Annotated in this window: 17 protein-coding genes and 2 pseudogenes; 10 read left to right on the top strand and 9 right to left on the bottom strand. The window is 69.6% G+C overall.

The genetic code is table 11. The features are described 5' to 3' along the window. Positions 1-1,605: pseudogene (locus ABZ027_RS41210) on the bottom strand (IS200/IS605 family accessory protein TnpB-related protein); the annotation flags it as partial. Between the two features lie 245 nt (positions 1,606-1,850). On the opposite strand from ABZ027_RS41210, the gene ABZ027_RS41205 reads away from it, so the two are divergent. From ABZ027_RS41205 to ABZ027_RS41195, 3 genes and pseudogenes are all read left to right on the top strand, one after another. Continuing rightward, positions 1,851-2,741, top strand: a complete 891-nt coding sequence (locus tag ABZ027_RS41205) for an alkaline phosphatase family protein (RefSeq protein ID WP_356777880.1) — start codon at positions 1,851-1,853, stop codon at positions 2,739-2,741. A 5-nt stretch (positions 2,742-2,746) separates the two neighbouring features. Continuing rightward, positions 2,747-4,067, top strand: a pseudogene (locus ABZ027_RS41200) (MFS transporter). Then, entirely contained in the window at positions 4,064-5,086 is a 1,023-nt protein-coding gene (locus ABZ027_RS41195) for a TolB-like translocation protein (RefSeq protein ID WP_356777878.1), read from the top strand. Before ABZ027_RS41200 ends, ABZ027_RS41195 begins: the two are co-directional and overlap by 4 nt. Before the next feature lie 53 nt (positions 5,087-5,139). Here the strand turns inward: ABZ027_RS41195 and ABZ027_RS41190 are convergent, their stop codons facing one another. The 4 genes from ABZ027_RS41190 to ABZ027_RS41175 form a co-directional block, all read right to left on the bottom strand. Continuing rightward, on the bottom strand, positions 5,140-5,379 hold the full coding sequence (locus ABZ027_RS41190) for a hypothetical protein (protein WP_356777876.1): 240 nt from the start codon (positions 5,377-5,379) through the stop codon (positions 5,140-5,142). A gap of 46 nt (positions 5,380-5,425) precedes the next feature. Then, the gene (locus tag ABZ027_RS41185; protein ID WP_356777874.1) at positions 5,426-6,181 is read right to left on the bottom strand and encodes a hypothetical protein; all 756 of its coding nucleotides are present in this window, start codon (positions 6,179-6,181) and stop codon (positions 5,426-5,428) included. 263 nt (positions 6,182-6,444) lie between these two features. Beyond that, positions 6,445-7,989: a cellulase family glycosylhydrolase gene (locus ABZ027_RS41180; protein ID WP_356777872.1), complete on the bottom strand. Its 1,545-nt coding sequence runs from the start codon at positions 7,987-7,989 to the stop codon at positions 6,445-6,447. 154 nt (positions 7,990-8,143) lie between these two features. Next, entirely contained in the window at positions 8,144-9,109 is a 966-nt protein-coding gene (locus ABZ027_RS41175) for a WD40 repeat domain-containing protein (RefSeq protein ID WP_356777870.1), read from the bottom strand. Between the two features lie 98 nt (positions 9,110-9,207). On the opposite strand from ABZ027_RS41175, the gene ABZ027_RS41170 reads away from it, so the two are divergent. The 3 genes from ABZ027_RS41170 (at position 9,208) to ABZ027_RS41160 (ending at position 11,631) form a co-directional block, all read left to right on the top strand. Continuing rightward, on the top strand, positions 9,208-9,891 hold the full coding sequence (locus ABZ027_RS41170; RefSeq protein ID WP_356777868.1) for a GDSL-type esterase/lipase family protein: 684 nt from the start codon (positions 9,208-9,210) through the stop codon (positions 9,889-9,891). A gap of 116 nt (positions 9,892-10,007) precedes the next feature. Next, positions 10,008-10,586, top strand: a complete 579-nt coding sequence (locus ABZ027_RS41165) for a Uma2 family endonuclease (RefSeq protein ID WP_356777866.1) — start codon at positions 10,008-10,010, stop codon at positions 10,584-10,586. A 52-nt stretch (positions 10,587-10,638) separates the two neighbouring features. Then, positions 10,639-11,631: an aldo/keto reductase gene (locus tag ABZ027_RS41160; protein ID WP_356777864.1), complete on the top strand. Its 993-nt coding sequence runs from the start codon at positions 10,639-10,641 to the stop codon at positions 11,629-11,631. A gap of 157 nt (positions 11,632-11,788) precedes the next feature. On the opposite strand, the gene thpR is transcribed toward ABZ027_RS41160, so the two are convergent. Continuing rightward, the gene (thpR, locus tag ABZ027_RS41155) at positions 11,789-12,385 is read right to left on the bottom strand and encodes an RNA 2',3'-cyclic phosphodiesterase (protein WP_356777862.1); all 597 of its coding nucleotides are present in this window, start codon (positions 12,383-12,385) and stop codon (positions 11,789-11,791) included. Between the two features lie 112 nt (positions 12,386-12,497). Between thpR and ABZ027_RS41150 the strand changes: the two genes are divergently transcribed. After that, complete coding sequence (locus ABZ027_RS41150; RefSeq protein WP_356777860.1) at positions 12,498-13,085, top strand: Uma2 family endonuclease; 588 nt, start codon at positions 12,498-12,500, stop codon at positions 13,083-13,085. A gap of 12 nt (positions 13,086-13,097) precedes the next feature. Here the strand turns inward: ABZ027_RS41150 and ABZ027_RS41145 are convergent, their stop codons facing one another. Together ABZ027_RS41145 and ABZ027_RS41140 are read right to left on the bottom strand one after the other, a co-directional pair. Next, positions 13,098-14,534: an MFS transporter gene (locus ABZ027_RS41145; RefSeq protein WP_356777858.1), complete on the bottom strand. Its 1,437-nt coding sequence runs from the start codon at positions 14,532-14,534 to the stop codon at positions 13,098-13,100. A gap of 27 nt (positions 14,535-14,561) precedes the next feature. Continuing rightward, positions 14,562-14,999, bottom strand: coding sequence for a MarR family transcriptional regulator (locus ABZ027_RS41140; protein ID WP_356777856.1), 438 nt, complete (start codon positions 14,997-14,999; stop codon positions 14,562-14,564). Between the two features lie 148 nt (positions 15,000-15,147). On the opposite strand from ABZ027_RS41140, the gene ABZ027_RS41135 reads away from it, so the two are divergent. Then, complete coding sequence (locus tag ABZ027_RS41135; protein ID WP_356777854.1) at positions 15,148-15,330, top strand: ribbon-helix-helix protein, CopG family; 183 nt, start codon at positions 15,148-15,150, stop codon at positions 15,328-15,330. A 31-nt stretch (positions 15,331-15,361) separates the two neighbouring features. On the opposite strand, the gene ABZ027_RS41130 is transcribed toward ABZ027_RS41135, so the two are convergent. Next, positions 15,362-16,813 carry an NCS2 family permease gene (locus ABZ027_RS41130; RefSeq protein WP_356777852.1) on the bottom strand — a complete coding sequence of 484 codons (1,452 nt, stop codon included), beginning with the start codon at positions 16,811-16,813 and terminating at the stop codon, positions 15,362-15,364. A 189-nt stretch (positions 16,814-17,002) separates the two neighbouring features. Here ABZ027_RS41130 and ABZ027_RS41125 point away from each other — a divergent pair, with 189 nt between their 5' ends. Further along, on the top strand, positions 17,003-17,284 hold the full coding sequence (locus ABZ027_RS41125) for a DUF2530 domain-containing protein (RefSeq protein WP_356777850.1): 282 nt from the start codon (positions 17,003-17,005) through the stop codon (positions 17,282-17,284). A 136-nt stretch (positions 17,285-17,420) separates the two neighbouring features. Then, on the top strand, positions 17,421-19,805 hold the full coding sequence (locus ABZ027_RS41120; protein ID WP_356777848.1) for a cation-translocating P-type ATPase: 2,385 nt from the start codon (positions 17,421-17,423) through the stop codon (positions 19,803-19,805). Positions 19,806-19,905 lie beyond the last annotated feature (100 nt).

The following is a 19,905-nucleotide window of genomic DNA, read 5'->3' as shown; positions in this document are numbered from 1 at the left end:
CCAGGACTCCTGCTCAGACGAACGCCCCGAACGGTGTTGGGTGTTCTGGTCGCCCGCTTTCGCTCCGCTGTCCGGGGGCACGCATCTGGTGCGTGATCCGGGGATGCGGGGGCGGGGTCCCTCACGTCCTTGGGCCTCCGGTGGGGCCTGGGCGGTCCGATGCCCCGCACGATCGCTCTGGTCGTGTGAGGGCGGTGTCGCCCGTCGCCGGATCGGGTGTCCAAGGGCGCGTCGCCCGATCGCGATGCACGCTGCATCGTGCCGGGAAGCCTGTCGATTGCTGCTGGTCAGGGGCTGCTGCCAGTGCTGGGCACCCCATCGGGAGGTGTAGGCCGGATCGACCGCCACGACCGCGATGTCCTGTTCGGCGGCCATCGACACCAGCCGCGCCTTCAGCTTCGCGGTGGGGAAGCGGGAGATGAGACGGCGGAAGCGTTTGTTGCGGCCGTGCTTCTCCCGGCAGCGGCCGTCGGTGAAGTCGAGGTCCTCGATCGCCACCGCCGCCGCACCGCATGCGCGGGTGTGGTGCAGCAGCCTCCTGAGGGCGTGACGGATCTGGGCGTCGCGGTGCGCGGCGGAGCCGGACAGGTCGTAGAAGAAGCGGCGGGGTTCACCGACCGGATTGCCGTGGACGTCCAGGCGCCAGGCGGCGAGGTGGTCGTCGTTCATGTCCACGGCGACCACGCCCCGGGCGAGGGCTGCGTGCAGGGGCAGGGCGGGGGCGGGGGTGTGCTGCCAGGAGGCGGTCACATACCAGCGTCCGCGCAAGACATCGTGGTGGATGCGGTAGGCCACCGCCCGACTGTTCGTGATCCGGTCCAGCCACTCGACGCCCCGGTGCGCGAACTGCACGCGCGCGTCCAGCACGTACCGGCCGTGAGGGGCGTTCGCCAGATGGGCCAGGGCGGCGGGGAGCTTGAGGGACAGCTGTCCGGTGTCGGTGACACGGATGGTCTCGTTGCCGAAGCGTTTGCCGGACTCCCCGTCCGCCGCAAGGAACATCCGCGCTGCCCGCCACCGCTCCCGCCACGCCCGCTCATCCAGCCCCGCCTGGTCCAGGTGGTGGCGCAGGTGCGCGAGTTTCTTCCCGCCGCGCACCACCCGAACCCGGCCCGCCGCCCAGTCCGCCTCCACCCCCGCCAGACGGGACTGGAGCGCATGCAGGCGCCGGGACTTGGCATGCCACTGCGACCGTGAACCGTACCCGCGTGCCAGTCCTGCCCGCTTGTCCGCCTTCGCGCCCAGCGGGCGCGCCAGCCTCGCCTCAATCGAGGCGATCTGCCTGCGCAGCCACGCACGTTCGGCCGCCTGTCCGCGCCTCGCCAGTGCCCACTGGTCATGCGTGGCCTTGGTGATACTGCCCGCCCACCTGGCCGAGGAGAGCCCCGTCAGCTCCCGCTTGCGCACCGCCCACGCGCCGGCATCGTGCTCCAGCCCCTGCCCGGAACGCACCGCGAGATCCCTCGCAGCCAACGAGCCGAGAAACACCCCCACCTCGGCCAGCACCGCCGCATCCACCTGCGACACCCGCAGCCTGGCCCGGATCGCCACCCCAGAGGGACGGGGCACTACGAACGACGCCGCCACCTCCCGCAACCCGCCCAACCCCACCACCCCCCGCCGGCCCAGACCATCCGAAGAACCTGTCACCGCATCCAACGAGCACCCCGCAGCAGAGGTCACGCATTCGATGCAGGAACTTCTGTTCCACCACAGACAGCCACCGCAGTGCCACTCAAGCTCAGGCGGTGCCGGGACTCACTACCGCTCACTTAAACGAACCCGATCGTGCTCCAGTGACAACAGCTGCAACCCCCCGTACGTCCGTCACCGCTGTCCGGAGGACAGGTATGACCGCCGTCAAGGCCGCCAAGCCCAGCAGACGCCCCCTCGCCTCGCTCGCCGGAGCCGTCGCCCTCACCGCCGCCTCCATCGGCCTGTGGGCCGCCACCGGCACCACCGCTCAGGCCGCCACCCTCCCCACCCCCGACCACGTCGTGGTCGTCGTGATGGAGAACCACGCCTACTCGCAGGTGATCGGCAGCTCCAGCGCCCCCTACCTCAACAACACCCTCAAGGCGGGTGGCGCCAACCTCACCCAGTCCTACGGCCTCACCCACCCCAGCGAGCCGAACTACTACATGCTGTTCTCCGGCTCCAACCAGGGCCGCACCGACGACAGCTGCGTCAGCGTCGGCTCCATCAACAAGCCGAACCTCGCCTCCGAGCTGATCGCCGCCGGGAAGACCTGGGCGAGCTACAACGAGTCGCTGCCCAGCCAGGGTTCGACGACCTGCAGCAGCGGCGACTACGCGCAGAAGCACAACCCGTGGTTCGGTTTCTCCAACGTGCCCACCAGCACCGCGAAGACGATGACGCAGTTCCCGACCGACTACACGACCCTGCCGAAGGTCTCCTTCGTCACCCCGAACCTGTGCAGCGACATGCACGACTGCTCGGTCTCCACGGGCGACACCTGGATCAAGAACAACCTGGGCGCCTACGCCACCTGGGCCAAGACCCACAACAGCGTCCTCGCCGTCACCTTCGACGAGGACGACAAGCTCTCCGGCAACCGCATCCCCACGGTCCTGTACGGGCAGCACGTCACCCCCGGCAGCTCCAGCGCCACCACCTACAACCACTACAACGTGCTGCGCACCGTGGAGGACCTGGCCGGTCTGACCGCGCACGCGGGCAACGCCGCCTCCGCGGCCGACATCACCGGCATCTGGAACTGACGCCGGTGTACCTCGCGGACTCCCGCGGTACGAAGGCCACCGTCGCCCCGGACCCCCGTCCGGGGCGACGGCCGGCCGCCGTGCCCCACACCGTGCTGGCCCTGGGCGCGGTCAGCCTCATCACGGACGTCTCCTCGGAGATGGTCACGGCCGTCCTGCCGCTGTACGTGGTCACCGCCCTCGGCCTGTCCCCACTCGGTTTCGGTGTCCTCGACGGCATCAACAACGGCGTCGGCGCCCTGGTGCGGCTGGCCGGCGGTCATCTCGCCGACCGGGGCGGACGTCGGCACAAGGTGGTGGCGGGCCTCGGCTACGGGCTCTCGGCGGTGTGCAAGCCCCTGCTGCTGCTCGCCCACACCCTCCCGGTGCTCAGCGGCGTCCTCGCGGTCGACCGCACCGGCAAGGGGCTGCGTACCGCCCCCCCGGGACGCGATGATCTCGCTGTCCACCGCGCCCGAGCACCGGGGACGGGCGTTCGGGGTGCACCGCGCCATGGACACCACCGGCGCGCTGCTCGGGCCGCTCGTCGCGTTCGCCGTACTGCGGGCCACCGTCGACGGCTACGACGCGGTCTTCGCGGTCAGCGGCTGCGTGGCCGCGCTCGGTGTCCTGGTCCTGCTGCTGTTCGTGCCCCGGCACATCACCCCCGCCGGCGCCGTGACCCTGCCCGAGCGGCCCCCGGCCCTGCGCGACTCCCTCGCCCTGCTGCGCCGGCCCGAACTGCGCCGCCTCACCCTGTGCGCGGCGCTCCTCGGTCTCACCACCGTCAGCGACTCCTTCCTCTACCTCCTCCTGCAACGCGACGGGGACCTGTCCGCCCACCTGTTCCCGCTGCTGCCGCTGGGCACGGCCGCCGTCTTCCTGCTGCTGGCCGTCCCGCTCGGCGCGCTCGCCGACCGCGTCGACCGCCGCCGGCTCTTCCTGGCCGGCCACGGCGTCCTGCTGCTCGGCTACGGCCTGGTGCTCTCCCCCTGGCACGGCGTCTGGGCCGTGCTCGCCGTCCTCGTCCTGCACGGCACCTTCTACGCGGCCACCGACGGCGTCCTCGCGGCCGCCACCGCGGGAGCCGTCCCGGCACGCCACCAGGGCGCCGGGCAGGCGCTGGTGGGCACCGGCCAGGCGCTGGCCCGGTTCGGCTGCTCGCTCGCCTTCGGCGCGGCCTGGAGCCTGTGGGGCGGGCGGACCGCCCTCGCCGTCACCGCCGCCGCGCTGGCCGTCAGCGCCGTAGTGGCGTCCTTCCTTCTCCATACCGCCCATGAGGCCGATGAGGCCCATGAGGCCGATGAGGTCCATGAGGCCCATGAGGCCCATGAGGTGTCCTCGTGACCAGAACCGCCCGGCTGACGTTCCTGCTGGTCGCCGTCCTGCTGCTCGGGGCGGTCGGTACCGGGGCCGTGCTGCACGCCGCCCACCGGTCCGACCTGCGTGACCGGCAGCAGGCGAACGGCCCGACCGTACGGGCCGGTACCGTCTCGCTGCGCCCGACGACCGGCCGACGGCTGCTGGTCCGCAACCTGGCCTGGGGCCCGCACCGCGACGAGATAGCCTCCGTCCCCGCCGACGATCCGCGCGGACCGCGCACCGCGTCGGGCGTCAAGTGCCTGCGTTTCCACGCGGCTGCCGGAACCGCGGTCTGTCTGCAGGCCGTGCACGGCGCGCTGTCGGACAGCTACCGCGCGGTCGTCCTCGACTCCCACCTCCACGAGGTGCACCACTTCCCGGCGGCGGGCATCCCCACCCGGGCCCGGGTCTCGCCCTCCGGCCACCTGGTCGCCTGGACGGTCTTCGTCAGCGGCGACTCGTACGCCGGCACCGACTTCTCCACCCGCACCGCCATCGTCGACACCCGCACCTGGGCGATCGACGACAACCTGGAGACCTTCCACATCACCAAGGACGGCCGCCCCTACCACGCCGCCGACACCAACGTCTGGGGCGTCACCTTCGCCGACGACACCCACTTCTACGCCACCCTGGCGACCGGCGGCCAGACGTATCTCGTCCGCGGGGACGTGACCGCCCGCACCCTCACCACACTGCACCGCAACGTCGAGTGCCCCTCCCTCTCACCCGACGGCACCCGGATCGCCTACAAGAAACGTGTCCGCGGGGCCTCCCCCGACGCTCCCTGGCGCCTGTACCTCCTCGACCTGCGCACCATGCGGGAAACACCCACCGCCGAACACCGCAACATCGACGACCAGGCCCTCTGGGCCGACGACTCCACCCTCGTCTACGCCCTCCCCGGCGACTACGGCTCGGACCTGTGGACCGTCCCCGCGGGCGGCACGGGCACGTCCCACCGCCTGATGACCTCCGCCGTGGCCCCCGCGTATCTGGGGTAACCGCCAAAGGGCGCCCCGCGGAGTACCACGGGGCGCCCTTCGTCGGTCCTGTCCTACTCCTCGGCGAACAGTTCCTCGGCCCTCGTCACGCTGAGGGAACGGCCGAGCCAGGCACCCAGCACGTCCAGATCGGTACAGCCCATCACCCGGTCCCGGGCTGCGTCGGAGATCTCGATGGCGCGCGCGCCGAGAATATGGAGGATGGCCTTGGCCTCGCCCTTGGCACGCCCCGCGAGCCAGGCCTCTTCCACGATCGTGCCGCTGCCGGGAAAGTTCGGGGTGTAGGTGGACATCAGTTGCCTCCGATCGATCGAGCGGTACACAGGACGCCCTTCGGTCCTACTCCTCGACGAACAGTTCCTCGGCCCTCGTCACGCTGAGGGAGCGGCCGAGCCAGGCTCCCAGCACGTCCAGATCGGTACAGCCCATCACCCGGTCCCGAACCGCGGCGGAGACCTCAATGCCGCGCGTGCCGAGGATCTTGAGGATGTCCTCGGCACGACCCTCAGCCCGCCCCTCAGCACGGCCATCGGCCTCGCCCTTGGCACGCCCCGCAAGCCAGGCCTCTTCCACGATCGTGCCGCTGCCGGGAAAGTTCGGGGTGTAGGTGGACATCAGTTGCCTCCAGAGGTCACGGGCCGGGCCATCACCCAGACCGATCTCGACGTATTCCGCCCAGTCATCACTGCCTTCATCCCGGCCTGCCAACGCTGCCGCAAGCGCCTCCAGTATCGCAGGCAGACCCGGGTCCTTGGCGTGAGCGAACGCGGAGAACACGGCGAGTGGAACGTCCTCCGCGGCCTCGTCCGGATCGGTGATCACGGACAGGTTCCCGGGCCCGAGCACCAGCGGGAACACGAGCATGCTGGTGTGGAAGCGACGCCCGATCCGGATGGGCTCCGCCGCCCACGCGGCTGTCGCCTTGTCCCTGCAGAGCACCACGAGAAAAGGCGGCAACCTGTACTTGGCGTGCATGTGCGCCAAGTAGTACGTCCAACTGTTGCGCTTGTCCGGGTCCGGCTTGCCCTGCGACTCCACGGCGAGCAGGAAGCCGCCTTCGTCGTCGGGCACGTGGACCCGGAAGATGCTGTCCACTCGACGCTCCATCGGCTTGATCTCGGTGAGATCGGTGTCCAGGAGATCGATCTAGGTGTACTCGGGGAACGAGATGCCCGCCCGGGGCAGGATGCGGGCCAACAGCCCCGGGTCCTCCCGGAAAATCCGGTGCATCGCGTCGTGTGGTGAGCTGACCATGCAACGGAAAGTAACCGGGAGAACACACGATCCATGGTCGTACGGCCGCGTGATCACCCGGACGGATGAACACACCGCTGACTCGTCTCAGTTGAGGGCTTCTCTCACGTCGCCGTGCAGCTCACACTCGGCACACCCGCACCCCCAGGCGCGCCCCCGAGCCCGAAGCTCGCCGAACCGCCCACCGCGACCGCCCCGTTGTGATCGGCGTTGACGGCGGTCACGCTCGCTCCGGACTGGGTGTACGCCGCGTTCCACATGCTGGTGATCTTCTGCGAGCCGGGCCAGGTCCAGGTCACCTTCCAGGACTTGAGCGCGGTGGTGCCCGAGTTGGTCACCTTGACCTCGGCGTTGAAGCCGCCGCCCCAGTCGCTGCTGACCGTGTACGCGGCGGTGCAGGCGGCCGTGCCCCCTCCCGGACCGCCGGGGTCACCGGGACCGCCCGGATCGCTTCCCCCGGCCGGGAACCCCGGCGCCTTGACGCTCGCCAGGTACCCGTCCTTCACGGTGTCCACGGTCTGCCAGTCGTCCTTCAGGATCCCGCCCGTGTCACCGGAGTTGGGGTTCCAGGACCAGAACGTCCAGTGAAAGGAGTCCGCGCCGTACGTCGACGTGGGCCGCAGGTAACTCACCAGCGCGGCCAGCCACTTCTGGTCCACCGCCGACTGGAGGGTGGTCCCGAACTCGCCCACCCACACGGGCGCGATGTTCTGCTTGAAGATGTACCCCCAGTACTTGTCCCAGATCCCCGGCATGTTGTTCGGGAACGCCGGGTCGCTGAACCAGCTCTGCTGGGCGACGCTGGTGGCGTAGTCGTGGGCGGAGTACACGACCCGGTTCGCCACGTCGAGTTGCACCGGGTACTGGGCGACACCCATCAGGTTGCCGCCCCACCAGCCGGAGACACCGTTGAAGGTCTGCACGCCCTCGACGAAGATCAGCAGCGCGGGGTTGACGGACAGCACGGCGTTCCCGGCACGCTGTGCTGCCAGCCGCCAGTCCCTGGTCGTGTCGCCGCAGCCCCAACAGGCGGGATCGTGGGGCTCGTTGTGCAGGTCGATACCGACGACGGTGGGGTTGCCCTGGTACCGGGCCGCCAGGGACTTGAGGTTGGTGATCCACGTCGACTCGGGGACCGCCGCCGTGTACCAGAGCGCCGACTGGCCGCCGGAGTCCGGGCGGTGCCGGTCCAGGATGACCTTGAGGCCGTCCTGACCGGCGTACGCGACGATCTTGTCGATCACGCCCAGCGAGCTGAGCCCTTGCAGGCCCGCGTTCTTGCCGCCGGAGAAGTCGATGCTGTCGGGGACGGTGGAGCTCTTGAAGATGTCGTCGCTGTACGGGATGCGCAGGGTGTTGTAGCCGAGCGACTTCATCTGGTCGATCATGCTCTTGTAGTCGCGTGACCAGAGCCCGTGGACGACGTGGTTGCCGGTCTCGAACCCGAACCAGTTGATCCCGGCCACCCGGACCGGCTGACCGGCCGCGTCCAGGATCTGACGGCCACTGGTGTGCCAGTATCCGGCGCCGGCCTCGGCCGCTCGCAGGGTACCGGGCTGGGCCGCGTGGGCCGTCTGCGCGCCGGCCCCCAGTGGCAACAGGAGCGCGGCCGCCGCCGCGCACAGCGCTCTTCGCAAGCTGCGGAACATGTCGCTGCTTCCTCTCGGGAGGCGCGGGCCCGGAACGGGTGGGAGCGCTCCCACCCCCGCACCTCCCATGGAAGTCAGGTTCACATGGACACGTCAAGAGAGCCGACGTCACCTTGTGTGCGGCCAGGTATTCGTCGACGAACGTGACGCGGACTCAGGAACGGCGGAACAGTCGCCGTAGCCCGAAGAGGGCCACGACCGCGACCACCGCGATCGCGCCGACCTTGACGTTGCCGCTCGTGACCACGCCGCCACCGTCGGACGTGCCGGAACTCCCGTCCTCCGAGGGGGACTTGGCGTCGGAGTCACCGGGCGCGTCCTGCGCCTCCACCTCGCTGTCGGCGCCCTCCATGCCGAGCAGGATCTTCTTGCCGTCGGCCGAGTAGGAGACCGACTCCCCCTGCCCGAGGGGCACGCTGATCCGGCCGCCGCGCTTGAGGTCGCCGTCGTTCCAGTCGTACCAGAGACCGCCCAAGTACCCGCGTACGACGAGCCGTTGGCCGTCCGGCGAGAACGCGGCGTCGGTGGCCCACAGGTCGATGGGCTTGACCGGCTTGAAGAGGTTCGGGCCCGAGGAGGAGAGGGTGGCGGGGCCCTCGTAGAGGTGCCCGCCGTCCTCCTGCTTGTCGATGATGTAGACGCGCCCGGTCTTGGGGTGGACCAGGAGGGACTCGGCGTCGCGGGAGCCGTTGGTGTACTTCACCACGTACTGGGTGGCCTTGACGGTCTGGTCCTTGAGGACCTTCGGCTCGGGCAGCTTGTAGATCCAGACGTAGGGCCAGGTCACCCCGTCGTTGTCCCCGATGTCACCGACCCAGAGCTCGTTGTCGGGGCCCATGGCGATCGCCTCGACGTCCCTCGGGGTGCCGACGCCGGCCATGGTGATCCTGGCGACGGTCTTCCCGGTGGCGCTGTCGACGGCGTACAGGTAGGCGCCGGTGTCCTGGTCGTTGTGGGTCCAGTAGATCCCGGGATGCTGCCGGGAGGCGGCGAGTCCGCTGGACTCGGTGATACGGGGGTCCGAAATGGTGAACCCCTCGTCTCCGTCCGCGGCGGCGGCCGGCATGGCGAGCACACCGACGAGGAAACCCGCGGCAAGGAACGCAAGGGAGCGACGCATGGCCCAAGCCTGCCATCCCAAGCCGGGCGTGCGGGCGCGTGGCGGGCCTCACACGCTCGCGCACCCCACCCGTCGCGGAGATCGTCCATCATGAGCGGATGCTCAGGATCATGCCGGTCGGCGACTCCATGACGATCGGAAGCGCGGGCGAACACACCTGGCGCTACTGGATGTGGCGCCACCTGCAGGCCACCCACGACGGCCCGTTCGCCCTGGTCGGCCCGCGTGAGACGCTCCACGACACGGAGACGGACGCCCCCACCTCATACGCGTACGCCGACCCGGACTTCCCGCGCGGACACCTGGCCGGCTGGGGCGAGGGCTGGCTGCACATGGCCCCGTTGATCGGCGGGGCGGTACGGGAGACCGGGGCGGACGTCCTCCTCGTCTCGCTCGGCCTGATCGACCTGGGCTTCTACACGAACGCCGAGCAGACCACGGAGAACGTCCGGGCCTTCGTGGCGGGCGCGCGGGAGGCCAACCCGCTCATACGCCTCGTCCTGCTGCCGGTGATCCCCAACATCCGGGCCCGGACGGACGCGGCCTTCGCGGCACAGGTCGCGCTCTTCAACGACCTGCTGGCGAAGACCGTGGCCGACCTGGACGAGCCGCGCTCCCCCCTGCTCCTGGCGTCGCTCCCGTCGTCGTACGACATCCACACCGACACCTACGACGGCACGCACCCGAACGAGAGCGGCGAGCACAAGATCGCGGCGGCGTTCGCGGACGCGATGTACCAGGCGTGGGACTTGGCGGGGCCGTATCCGGCCGAATGTGATTGACCGAATCGGGGCGTGCCCTGGTCACCGCGCAGATCGTTTTACCCTACGGCCCGCAGTCGCCCCGGTCACAGCCGGGGCGAAGCGCCACGACGACCGTCCCTGAAGACAGGATCGAGATGGCCGAGTGCAACGAGAACAGCGCCAGTGCGGGCGGCCCATACCTCGACGCGCTGTTCGAGTGGCTTGAAGAGAGCCCCACCCCTGAGGGTTACAAGAGCGAGATCGTCGGAGGGAGCATCTTCCTGTGGCCGCAGAGGGACACCTCTTGGAACATCACCATCGATATCCTCGAGCAGCTGCGCGCCAAGTACCCGCTCAAGCGCCTGTTGCACGACGTCCGCATCGACTACCCGGGCGACCTCAACGGTTTCGCCTCAGACGTGACGCTCGTCGCCGACGGTGCCGAATTGGACGACAAGGGCCTCTGGCGCCACCAGGACGTCGAGTTCGTCGCCGAGGTGATCTCGAAGAGTACGGCCGCCAATGACTACGGCCCGAAGAAGACCGCGTACGCCGAGGCCGAAATCCCCCTCTACCTGGTCGTCGACCCGTACCAGGGCAGGTGCCACCTCTACACCCACCCCAAGAAAGGTGACTACGCGACCGAGACGAAGGTCCCCTTCGGGGACGACGTCGACCTCACCGGCACCATCGTGGACCTCGTCCTCAGGACGGCCGAATTCTCCCGGGACTGAGGCACTCAAGGTTGCTTGCCTAGAGCGCACTCCAAGTCGTTGGCTTGGGGCCATGAAGTACACGCAGCTCGGACGCACGGGACTCAAGGTCAGCCGACTCGTCCTCGGCACCATGAACTTCGGTCCGCAGACCGACGAGGCGGACAGCCACGCGATCATGGACGCGGCGCTGGACGCGGGATTCAACTACTTCGACACGGCCAATGTCTACGGCTGGGGCGAGAACAAGGGCCGCACCGAGGAGATCATCGGTAGCTGGTTCGCCAAGGGCGAGGGCCGCCGCGACAAGGTCGTACTCGCCACCAAGGTCTACGGCAACATGGCCGGGGACGGCCCCTCCTGGCCGAACCACGACAAGCTGTCCGCCGTGAACATCCGGCGTGCCGTGGACGCCAGCCTGAAGCGGCTGCAGACCGACTACATCGACGTCTACCAGTTCCACCACATCGACCGCTCGACTCCGTTCGAGGAGATCTGGCAGGCGATCGACGTCCTCATCCAGCAGGGGAAGATCCTCTACGTCGGGTCGTCGAACTTCCCCGGCTACAAGATCGCCCAGGCCAACGAGATCGCCGCCCGGCGCGGCGGCACCATCGGTCTGGTCAGCGAGCAGTGCCTGTACAACCTGGCCGAGCGCCGCGCCGAGATGGAGGTCATCCCAGCCGCGCAGGACTACGGCCTCGGGGTCATCCCCTGGTCGCCGCTGCACGGCGGGCTGCTGGGCGGGGTCATCAAGAAGGAGGCCAAGGGTGGGCGTCGCGCCTCCGGGCGGGCCGCGGACACCCTCGCCGACCCCACCAAGCGGGCACAGATCCAGGCCTACGAGGACCTGCTCGAGAAGCACGGGGTCGAGCCGGGTGAGGCCGCGCTGGCCTGGCTGCTCACCCGCCCCGGCGTGACGGGCCCGATCGTCGGTCCGCGCACCGCCGAGCAGCTCGACTCCGCCGTGCGCGCGGTCGAGCTGGAGCTGAGCGAGGAACTGCTGACCGGCCTGGAGGAGATCTTCCCCGGTCCGGGGCCGTCTCCGGAGGCCTTCGCCTGGTAGGCGACAGCCCCTCGGGGCTGTCGGCCCTCGGGGCTGTCGGCCGGCGGTGGTCGGGAACTACCTCCCGATCGCCGCCGCCACCGCGACCACGACGAACATCAGCACGAGCGCACCGGCCATGATCCGGTTCCGGGTTTTCGGGTCCACGCCTTCGAGCCTAACCGGCCGCCTCCAGGGACCAGCGGCCGACCGTCTCATAGCGCGGCTGCTCGCCCGGCACGCCCGAGGTCGGCAGGTTGCTGCGGACCAGGGTCAGCTCGTCCACCGTCCAGGTGCGGCTGGTGAACCCCTTCAGGGCGTCCAGGTAGGGGTGGACGTCCACTGCCTCGCGGCTGCGGGCCACCGTGAGATGGGCCTTGTACCGGCGGTGCTCCCCCATCGGTACGCCCGCCTTGCGCGCCGCCGACTCGGCCCGGTCCGCCAGCAGCCGCAGCGCGGGCACATCACCCTCCGCACCCGCCCACAGCGCCCGCCCGTGCCCGAACTGCCCACCGCCGCGCACCGCCAGCGGGAAGGGCGCGGTCCGGTGCGCGGCCCGCTCCAGCCGCGCCGACAGTTCCGGTACGAGGTCGTCGTCCACCTCCCCGTAGAAGGCGAGCGTGAAGTGCCAATTAGCGGCTCCGCCGCGGGGCCATCCGGGGCGCCCGGTCCAGCGCAGGCCGTCCGCGCCGGGGAGCTTCCGCAACTCGGCCACAGCGGCGGCGAGTTCACTGGTCACGTCCTCGGGGGGCAGCACGGCGGCGAAGAGTCTCATGGGGCCAGTCTGCCTGCCGTGCCCGCACGTCCGGGCGGGTCCTGGTCACCGTGCGTATCGTTGTACCGCGCGGCCGCACCCGCCCGCAGGGCAGCCGGGTAGGAGCGCCACGATGACCGTCGTAGACGACAGGATCGCCATGGCCGACGCCAATACCAAGCGCTTGGACGAGTGGTTCGAGCGGCTTGAGCGGATGCCCGTCCCCGAGGGCTTCAGGGTCGAGATCGTCGGGGGCAACGTTCATATGACGCCGCAGCGCGACACCCACTGGCAGATCATTCGCCGGATCGTACGGGCCGTCGAGGACCGGTTCGGGATGGATGCCAAGGTCTTCTCGGACGTACGCATCGACTTCCCCGGCCACGAGAACGGCTTCTGCCCGGACGTGGCCCTGCTCAGCGCCTCGGCGGTGAAGGACGACGAGGGACGCTGGCGGCATGAGGACGTCGAGTTCGTCGCCGAGGTCATCTCCCGGGGCACGGCCGCCAACGACTACGGCCCCAAGAAGACCGCGTACGCGCTGGCCGAAGTCCCCGTGTACCTCATCGCCGACCCGTATCAGGGCAAGTGCCGTCTCTACGTCCACCCCAAGGACGGCGACTACGCGATCGAGACGAAGGTCTCGTTCGGAGACGACGTGGACCTCACCGGCACCGTCGTCGGCCTCACCCTCAAGACCGACGACTTTCCCCGCGACTAAGGCCCTGGAGGGCTACGCCGCCGCTGCCAGCTCCTCCCGCTCCCGTGGCACGAAGGCGACCCTCGGATGTCCGCCGTTCCAGCCCACCGTCAGGCGCAGGTTGCCCACCCGGGCCAGGACCAGGCCGATGGTGACGGCCGCGGCCGCCGCGATGGCGCCGCCCACCGCCATGCCCACCCGGACGCCGTACGCGTCCGTGACCCAGCCGGCGATCGGTGCGCCCACGGGTGAACCGCCGAGGAAGACCATCATGTAGAGGGCCATCACGCGGCCACGCATGGCCGGGTCGGTGGTCATCTGGATGCTGGTGTTGGCGGTGACGTTGACGGTCATGCCGAACATCCCGATCGGGGCCATCAGCAGGGCGAACAGCCACAGCGAGGGGGCCGTCGCGGCCACCAGCTCCATCGTGCCGAAGGCCACCGCCGCCGCGATCAGCACCCGCATCCGGGTGGTGCCGCGCCGGGCCGCCAGCAGGGCGCCCGCGAGGGAACCGATCGCCATCAGCGTGTTGAAGAGGCTGTAGGACCCGGCGCCCGCGTGGAAGACGTCGTCGGCGAAGGCCGAGAGGTAGACCGGGAAGTTGAAGCCGAAGGTGCCGATGAACCCGACCAGGACGATGGTCCAGATCAGGTCGGGACGGCCGGCGACGTAGTGCAGGCCCTCCCGCAGCTGGCCCTTGGCGCGCGGGGCGCGCTCGACGACGTGCAGGTCACGGGCGCGCATCAGCAGCAGGCCGGCGATGGGCGCGACGAAGGACAGGCCGTTGGCGAGGAACGCGTAGCCGGTGCCGACGCCGGTGATCATCAGGCCGGCGACGGCGGGGCCGACCAGGCGGGCCGACTGGAAGTTCGCGGAGTTCAGGCTGACCGCGTTCTGCAGTTGGCCGGTGCCGACCAGCTCGGAGACGAAGGACTGGCGGGCCGGGTTGTCGACGACCGTGGCGAGGCCGACGGTGATGGCGGCGAGGTAGACGTGCCAGACCTGGACGTGGCCGGAGAGGGTGAGCAGGGCCAGCGCGATCGCGGTGAGGGCCATCGCCGCCTGGGTGACGAGCAGCGTGGGGCGCTTGCGCAGCCGGTCGACCAGGACTCCGCCGTAGAGGCCGAACAGCAGCATCGGCAGGAACTGCAGGGCCGTCGTCACGCCGACGGCGGTCGAGGAGCCGGTGAGGCTGAGGACCAGCCAGTCCTGGGCGATGCGCTGCATCCAGGTGCCGATGTTGGAGACCACCTGGCCGAGGAAGAAGAGCCGGTAGTTGCGGACCTTGAGCGAGCTGAACATCGAGGACTTGCGGGCGGGGCGGGCGGCGGGCGCCTGGGGGGAGAGCCCGGGGGTGGCCGGGGGCTCGGTGGCCCGGGGCTCAGGAGCGGTCGGGGAGTCGTGGGCGGTCGGGGTGTCGTGGGTGGTCGGTGCGGGGACGGAATCTGCTCCGGGTCCCGTACTCAAAAGTGCTCGCCTCCTCGTGAACGCTGCCTAGCGGTGTGCGAGCTTCTCCAGCACGGGGGCGGCGGCGCGCAGTTTCGCCCACTCGTCCTCGTCGAGGCCGTCGACCAGGGTGGCCAGGAAGGCGTTCCGCTTGCGGCGGCTCTCTTCGAGCATGGCCTCGGCCTGCTCGGTCTTCGTGACGACTTTCTGGCGGCGGTCCTCGGGATGCGGCTCCAGACGGACCAGCCCCTTTGCTTCGAGCAGCGCCACGATCCGGGTCATCGACGGCGGCTGGACGTGCTCCTTGCGGGCGAGTTCGCCCGGGGTGGCCTGGCCGCACAGGGACAGGGTGCCGAGCACCGACATCTCGGTGGGGCTCAGCGACTCGTCGACCCGCTGGTGCTTGAGTCGACGTGACAGGCGCATCACGGCGGAGCGAAGGGAGTTCACGGCGGCAGCGTCGTCGCCATGGGTTAGGTCCGGCATCTCTTTAGCGTAACTCATTACTCTGGCTAAACAAGCTGGGAGCACGGCAATTCCCGTGACACGGGCCACTCAACCCGACCGTCACCCTTACGAGTGACGCGGCGGCGGAAAGTGAACGCCAGTGGGAATGTGCCGCCACCCTCATGTCATGGGGACCAGCGTGCTCAGCCTGCGGATCGACGGGGAGCTGCTCGAACGGCTCCGGCACCACGCGGCGAAGAGGGGGATGAGCGTCCAGGACTATGTGATCCGGACGCTCGTCCGCGACGACTTCGACGAGCGGTTCCAGGCGGCCGTCGAGGAGACGGAGAAGTTCTACGGCGTCACGTGAGGTGCTTCTGGATCGCGTGAGGCCCGACGGATCAGGTGAGGCCGAGGGCCGGCATCAGGTAGTAGAAGGCGAACACGGCCGACACGACGTACATCGCGGCCGGGATCTCCTTGCCCCGGCCGGCCGCCAGGCGCAGCACCACGAAGGTGATGAAGCCCATGCCGATGCCGTTGGTGATCGAGTAGGTGAACGGCATCATCACCATGGTCACGAAGGCCGGGATGGCGATGGTGTGGTCGGCCCAGTCGATCTCCTTGACCGAGCCGGCCAGGATCAGGAAGCCGACCGCGAGCAGGGCCGGGGTGGCCGCCTGGGACGGGACCATGGTGGCGACCGGGGTCAGGAACAGCGCCACGGCGAACAGGCCGCCGGTGACGACGTTCGCGAAGCCGGTGCGGGCGCCCTCGCCGACGCCGGCGGTGGACTCGACGAAGCAGGTGGTGGCCGAGGAACTGCTGACACCGCCCGCGGCGACCGCGATGCCGTCGACGAAGAGGACCTTGTTGATGCCGGGCATCTGGCCCTGGGCGTCTGTCAGGCTGGCCTCGTCGCTGACGCCCATGATCGTGCCCATCGCGTCGAAGAAGCACGACAGCAGCACGGTGAAGACGAACAGGACGCCGGTCAGCACGCCGACCTTGTCGAAGCCGCCGAAGAGGCTGACCTTGCCGATCAGACCGAAGTCGGGGGTGGCGACGGGGTTGCCGGGCCACTTGGGGGTGGTGAGCCCCCAGGACGGCACCGTCACGACCGCGTTGATGATCACGGCCAGGACCGTCATCGTGACGATCGAGATCAGGATCGCGCCGGTGACCTTGCGGACGATGAGGGCGAGGGTGAGCAGGGCGCCCAGGACGAAGACGAGGACCGGCCAGCCGCCCAGGTGGCCGTCGCCGCCGAGCTGGAGCGGGACGGTGGTGTGGGCGGCGTCCGGGATGCGGGAGATGAAGCCCGAGTCGACGAGGCCGATCAGCATGATGAACAGGCCGATACCGATGGAGATGGCCTTGCGCAGGCCGTAGGGCACGGCGTTCATGACGCGCTCACGCAGGCCCGTGGCGACCAGCAGCATCACGATGAGGCCGGCCAGCACCACCATGCCCATCGCGTCCGGCCAGGACATCCTGGGGGCGAGCTGGAGGGCGACGACCGAGTTCACACCGAGTCCGGCGGCGAGCGCGATCGGCACGTTGCCGACGACGCCCATCAGCAGGGTGGTGAACGCCGCCGTCACGGCCGTCGCCGTCACCAGTTGCCCGTTGTCGAGCTGGTGCCCGTACATGTCCTTGGCGCTGCCGAGGATGATCGGGTTCAGCACGATGATGTAGGCCATCGCGAAGAAGGTGGCGAATCCGCCGCGGATCTCCCGGGGCAGGGTGCTGCCCCGCTCGGTGATCCTGAAGTAACGGTCGAGGGCGCCGTACGCGGGCGTGCCGCCCGGTTGACGGGGCGTGGGGACCTTGGCGGGGGCCGGGGTGGGCATGCGAGACCTCATCACCAGCGGCTTTCCCCCAGCGCCTTTGGTGTTTCGTACGAAGAGAAGTGTCCGGACACAAACGGGTTCAGTATGAACACATGATCGATGGAAAGCCATCTCCGCGCGTAGATAGACCTGGGAATACGCGCGGATGCGAGAAGAGAAGGGGCGGAGAGGGGGCCGTAAGCTGTCCCCATGTCCGTGTTTTCCACGCGATCCCTCAAGCACGAGGCTCCGGAGCCCCTGGAGGGCCCCATCGTGCCCACCATCGTCGGTGGCACCATCCTCTGGTTCGTCCTCTTCCTGGTGCAGCTCCCCTTCTACGGCTGGTTCGAGGACCACGGCCACACCTGGTGGCTGTGGACCTGCCTGGCCGGCGGCGGGCTGGGATTCATCGGCATCTGGTACGTCCGCCGGCGGGACGCGGCGATCAAGCGGTCGGCCGCCGAGGACTCGCCGGTCACCGCGGCGGAGTGACCGGCGGCCCGTGCGGGCCCGTGGGCGTGGCCGTGTAGTACCAGGGCATCACTCGCCCCCGCCCCTCTCCTCCGCAAGTCGGATCTTCCGCCCACTCGGCGGGTGAACGCGTAAATCCGCACGTACCGTCGGATGCATGACGCACATGGACGCGGGCGCCGAAGTCCACCCTGCGCACACCACGGCGGCCCCGGCGGTGACCGGTCTCAGTGCCGCCGAGGTCGCGGAGCGGGTGGCTCGGGGTCAGGTCAACGACGTGCCGGTGCGCAGCAGCCGGTCCCTCACCGAGATCGTCCGTGCGAACGTCTTCACCCGGTTCAACGCGATCATCGGTGTGCTCTGGCTGGTCATGCTGTTCGTCGCGCCCATCCAGGACAGCCTGTTCGGGTTCGTGATCCTCGCCAACACCGGTATCGGCATCGTCCAGGAGTGGCGGGCGAAGAAGACCCTGGACTCGCTCGCCGTGATCGGGGAGGCCCGGCCGACCGTACGGCGGGACGGGGTCGCCTCCCAGGTCGCCACCGGTGACATCGTGCTGGACGACCTCATCGAGATCGGGCCCGGGGACAAGGCCGTCGTGGACGGGGTGTGCGTCGAGGCGGACGGTCTGGAGATCGACGAGTCGTTGCTGACGGGCGAGGCCGATCCGGTGGTGAAGCGGCCGGGCGACCAGGTCATGTCGGGCAGTTTCGTGGTCGCCGGCGGGGGCGCCTTCACGGCGACCAAGGTCGGGCGCGAGGCCTACGCCGCCCAGCTCGCCGAGGAGGCCTCCCGGTTCACCCTCGTCCACTCCGAGCTGCGCTCCGGTATCTCCACGATCCTCAAGTACGTGACGTGGATGATGGTCCCGACCGCGATCGGCCTGGTCGTCAGTCAGTTGTTCGTCAAGAACAACGACCTCAAGGACTCGATCGCGCGGACGGTCGGCGGGATCGTACCGATGGTCCCGGAGGGCTTGGTGCTGCTCACCTCCGTCGCCTTCGCCATCGGCGTCATCCGGCTCGGCCGGAAACAGTGCCTGGTGCAGGAACTCCCGGCCATCGAGGGCCTCGCCCGCGTCGACACGGTCTGCCTCGACAAGACGGGCACACTGACCGAGGGCGGCATGGACGTCACCGAGGTGCGGGCGCTGGGCGACGACGAGTCGTACGTACGACAGGTGCTGGGCGCCCTCGGCGCGTCCGACCCCCGGCCGAACGCCTCGCTGAAGGCGATCATCGACGCCTACCCGGACGTCGAGGACTGGCGCTGCACCGAGTCACTGCCGTTCTCCTCCGCCCGCAAGTACAGCGGCGCCTCCTTCCGTGAGGGGAACGGGGAGACCAGTACCTGGCTGCTCGGCGCGCCGGACGTGCTGCTGACCGACGACGATCCCGACCTCGCCGAGACGGAGCGCCTCAACGAGAAGGGCCTGAGGGTGCTGCTGCTGGCCCGGGCCGTCCGCGACCTCGGCGATGCCGAGGTGGCCGCCGGTGCCCGGCCCGCCGCGCTCGTCGTACTGGAACAGCGGCTGCGGCCGGACGCGGCCGACACGCTCGGTTACTTCGCCGAGCAGGACGTCCGCGCCAAGGTCTTCTCCGGGGACAACGCGGTGTCGGTGGGCGCGGTGGCCGCCAAGCTCGGGCTGAGTGGCGCCACGGTGGACGCGCGCCGGCTCCCCGGCGACCGGGACGGCATGGCCGCGGCGCTCGACGAGGGCACCGTGTTCGGGCGGGTCACCCCGCAGCAGAAGCGGGACATGGTGGGCGCGCTGCAGTCACGCGGGCACACGGTCGCGATGACCGGCGACGGCGTGAACGACGTACTCGCGCTGAAGGACGCCGACATCGGCGTGGCCATGGGGTCGGGGTCGGAGGCCACCCGGGCGGTCGCGCAGATCGTGCTGCTGAACAACAGTTTCGCGACGCTGCCCTCGGTGGTCGCGGAGGGCCGGCGGGTCATCGGCAACATCACGCGGGTGGCGACCCTATTCCTGGTGAAGACGGTCTACTCGGTGCTGCTGGCCGTCCTGGTGGCCTGCTGGCAGGTCGAGTACCCCTTCCTGCCACGTCACCTGACGCTGCTGTCCACCCTGACCATCGGCGTCCCGGCGTTCTTCCTCGCCCTGGCGCCCAACAAGGAGCGGGCCCAGCCCCACTTCGTCCGGCGGGTCATGCGGTACTCGATCCCCGGCGGGGTGGTGGCGGCGATCGCGACCTTCGTGACGTATCTGATCGCCCGTCACCACTACACCGGCAGCGGCGCGTTGGACGCGGAGACCAGCGCCGCCACGCTGACGCTCTTCCTGATCTCCATGTGGGTGCTGGCGATCATCGCCCGCCCCTACACCTGGTGGCGGATCGCCCTGGTCGCGGCGATGGGCGCCGCGTTCCTGGTGGTCCTGGTGGTGCCGTCGCTCCAGGACTTCTTCGCGCTGAAGCTGGTCGGGGTGACGATGCCGTGGCTGGCGGTCGGCATCTCGGTGGTGGCGGCGGCCGTCCTGGAACTCGCGTGGAGGTGGGTCGACCGCGTTGCCGCTTAGCGCTGGGCTAAGAAGCCGTATCTCAACCGAACGTGATCCCTTGATTCCTGCTGGTCAGGCATGGTTTCGCTCGGGTTGAGGGAGGCATCGCGACGTCTTG

The organism is Streptomyces sp. NPDC006332, from assembly GCF_040612855.1.
GTDB lineage: Bacteria > Actinomycetota > Actinomycetes > Streptomycetales > Streptomycetaceae > Streptomyces.
Note: the sequence above shows the minus strand (reverse complement) of the source record. Positions and strands in the feature narration are given on the sequence as shown.

Bases quoted from the DNA above. Each gene is read 5' to 3' on its own strand.
- ABZ027_RS41205 (WP_356777880.1), top strand. From the start codon at position 1,851: ATGACCGCCGTCAAGGCCGCCAAGCCCAGCAGACGCCCCCTCGCCTCG.
- ABZ027_RS41190 (WP_356777876.1), bottom strand. From the start codon at position 5,379: ATGTCCACCTACACCCCGAACTTTCCCGGCAGCGGCACGATCGTGGAA.
- ABZ027_RS41180 (WP_356777872.1), bottom strand. From the start codon at position 7,989: ATGTTCCGCAGCTTGCGAAGAGCGCTGTGCGCGGCGGCGGCCGCGCTC.
- ABZ027_RS41175 (WP_356777870.1), bottom strand. From the start codon at position 9,109: ATGCGTCGCTCCCTTGCGTTCCTTGCCGCGGGTTTCCTCGTCGGTGTG.
- ABZ027_RS41170 (WP_356777868.1), top strand. From the start codon at position 9,208: ATGCTCAGGATCATGCCGGTCGGCGACTCCATGACGATCGGAAGCGCG.
- ABZ027_RS41165 (WP_356777866.1), top strand. From the start codon at position 10,008: ATGGCCGAGTGCAACGAGAACAGCGCCAGTGCGGGCGGCCCATACCTC.
- ABZ027_RS41160 (WP_356777864.1), top strand. From the start codon at position 10,639: ATGAAGTACACGCAGCTCGGACGCACGGGACTCAAGGTCAGCCGACTC.
- thpR (WP_356777862.1), bottom strand. From the start codon at position 12,385: ATGAGACTCTTCGCCGCCGTGCTGCCCCCCGAGGACGTGACCAGTGAA.
- ABZ027_RS41150 (WP_356777860.1), top strand. From the start codon at position 12,498: ATGACCGTCGTAGACGACAGGATCGCCATGGCCGACGCCAATACCAAG.
- ABZ027_RS41140 (WP_356777856.1), bottom strand. From the start codon at position 14,999: ATGCCGGACCTAACCCATGGCGACGACGCTGCCGCCGTGAACTCCCTT.
- ABZ027_RS41135 (WP_356777854.1), top strand. From the start codon at position 15,148: ATGGGGACCAGCGTGCTCAGCCTGCGGATCGACGGGGAGCTGCTCGAA.
- ABZ027_RS41130 (WP_356777852.1), bottom strand. From the start codon at position 16,813: ATGCCCACCCCGGCCCCCGCCAAGGTCCCCACGCCCCGTCAACCGGGC.
- ABZ027_RS41125 (WP_356777850.1), top strand. From the start codon at position 17,003: ATGTCCGTGTTTTCCACGCGATCCCTCAAGCACGAGGCTCCGGAGCCC.
- ABZ027_RS41120 (WP_356777848.1), top strand. From the start codon at position 17,421: ATGACGCACATGGACGCGGGCGCCGAAGTCCACCCTGCGCACACCACG.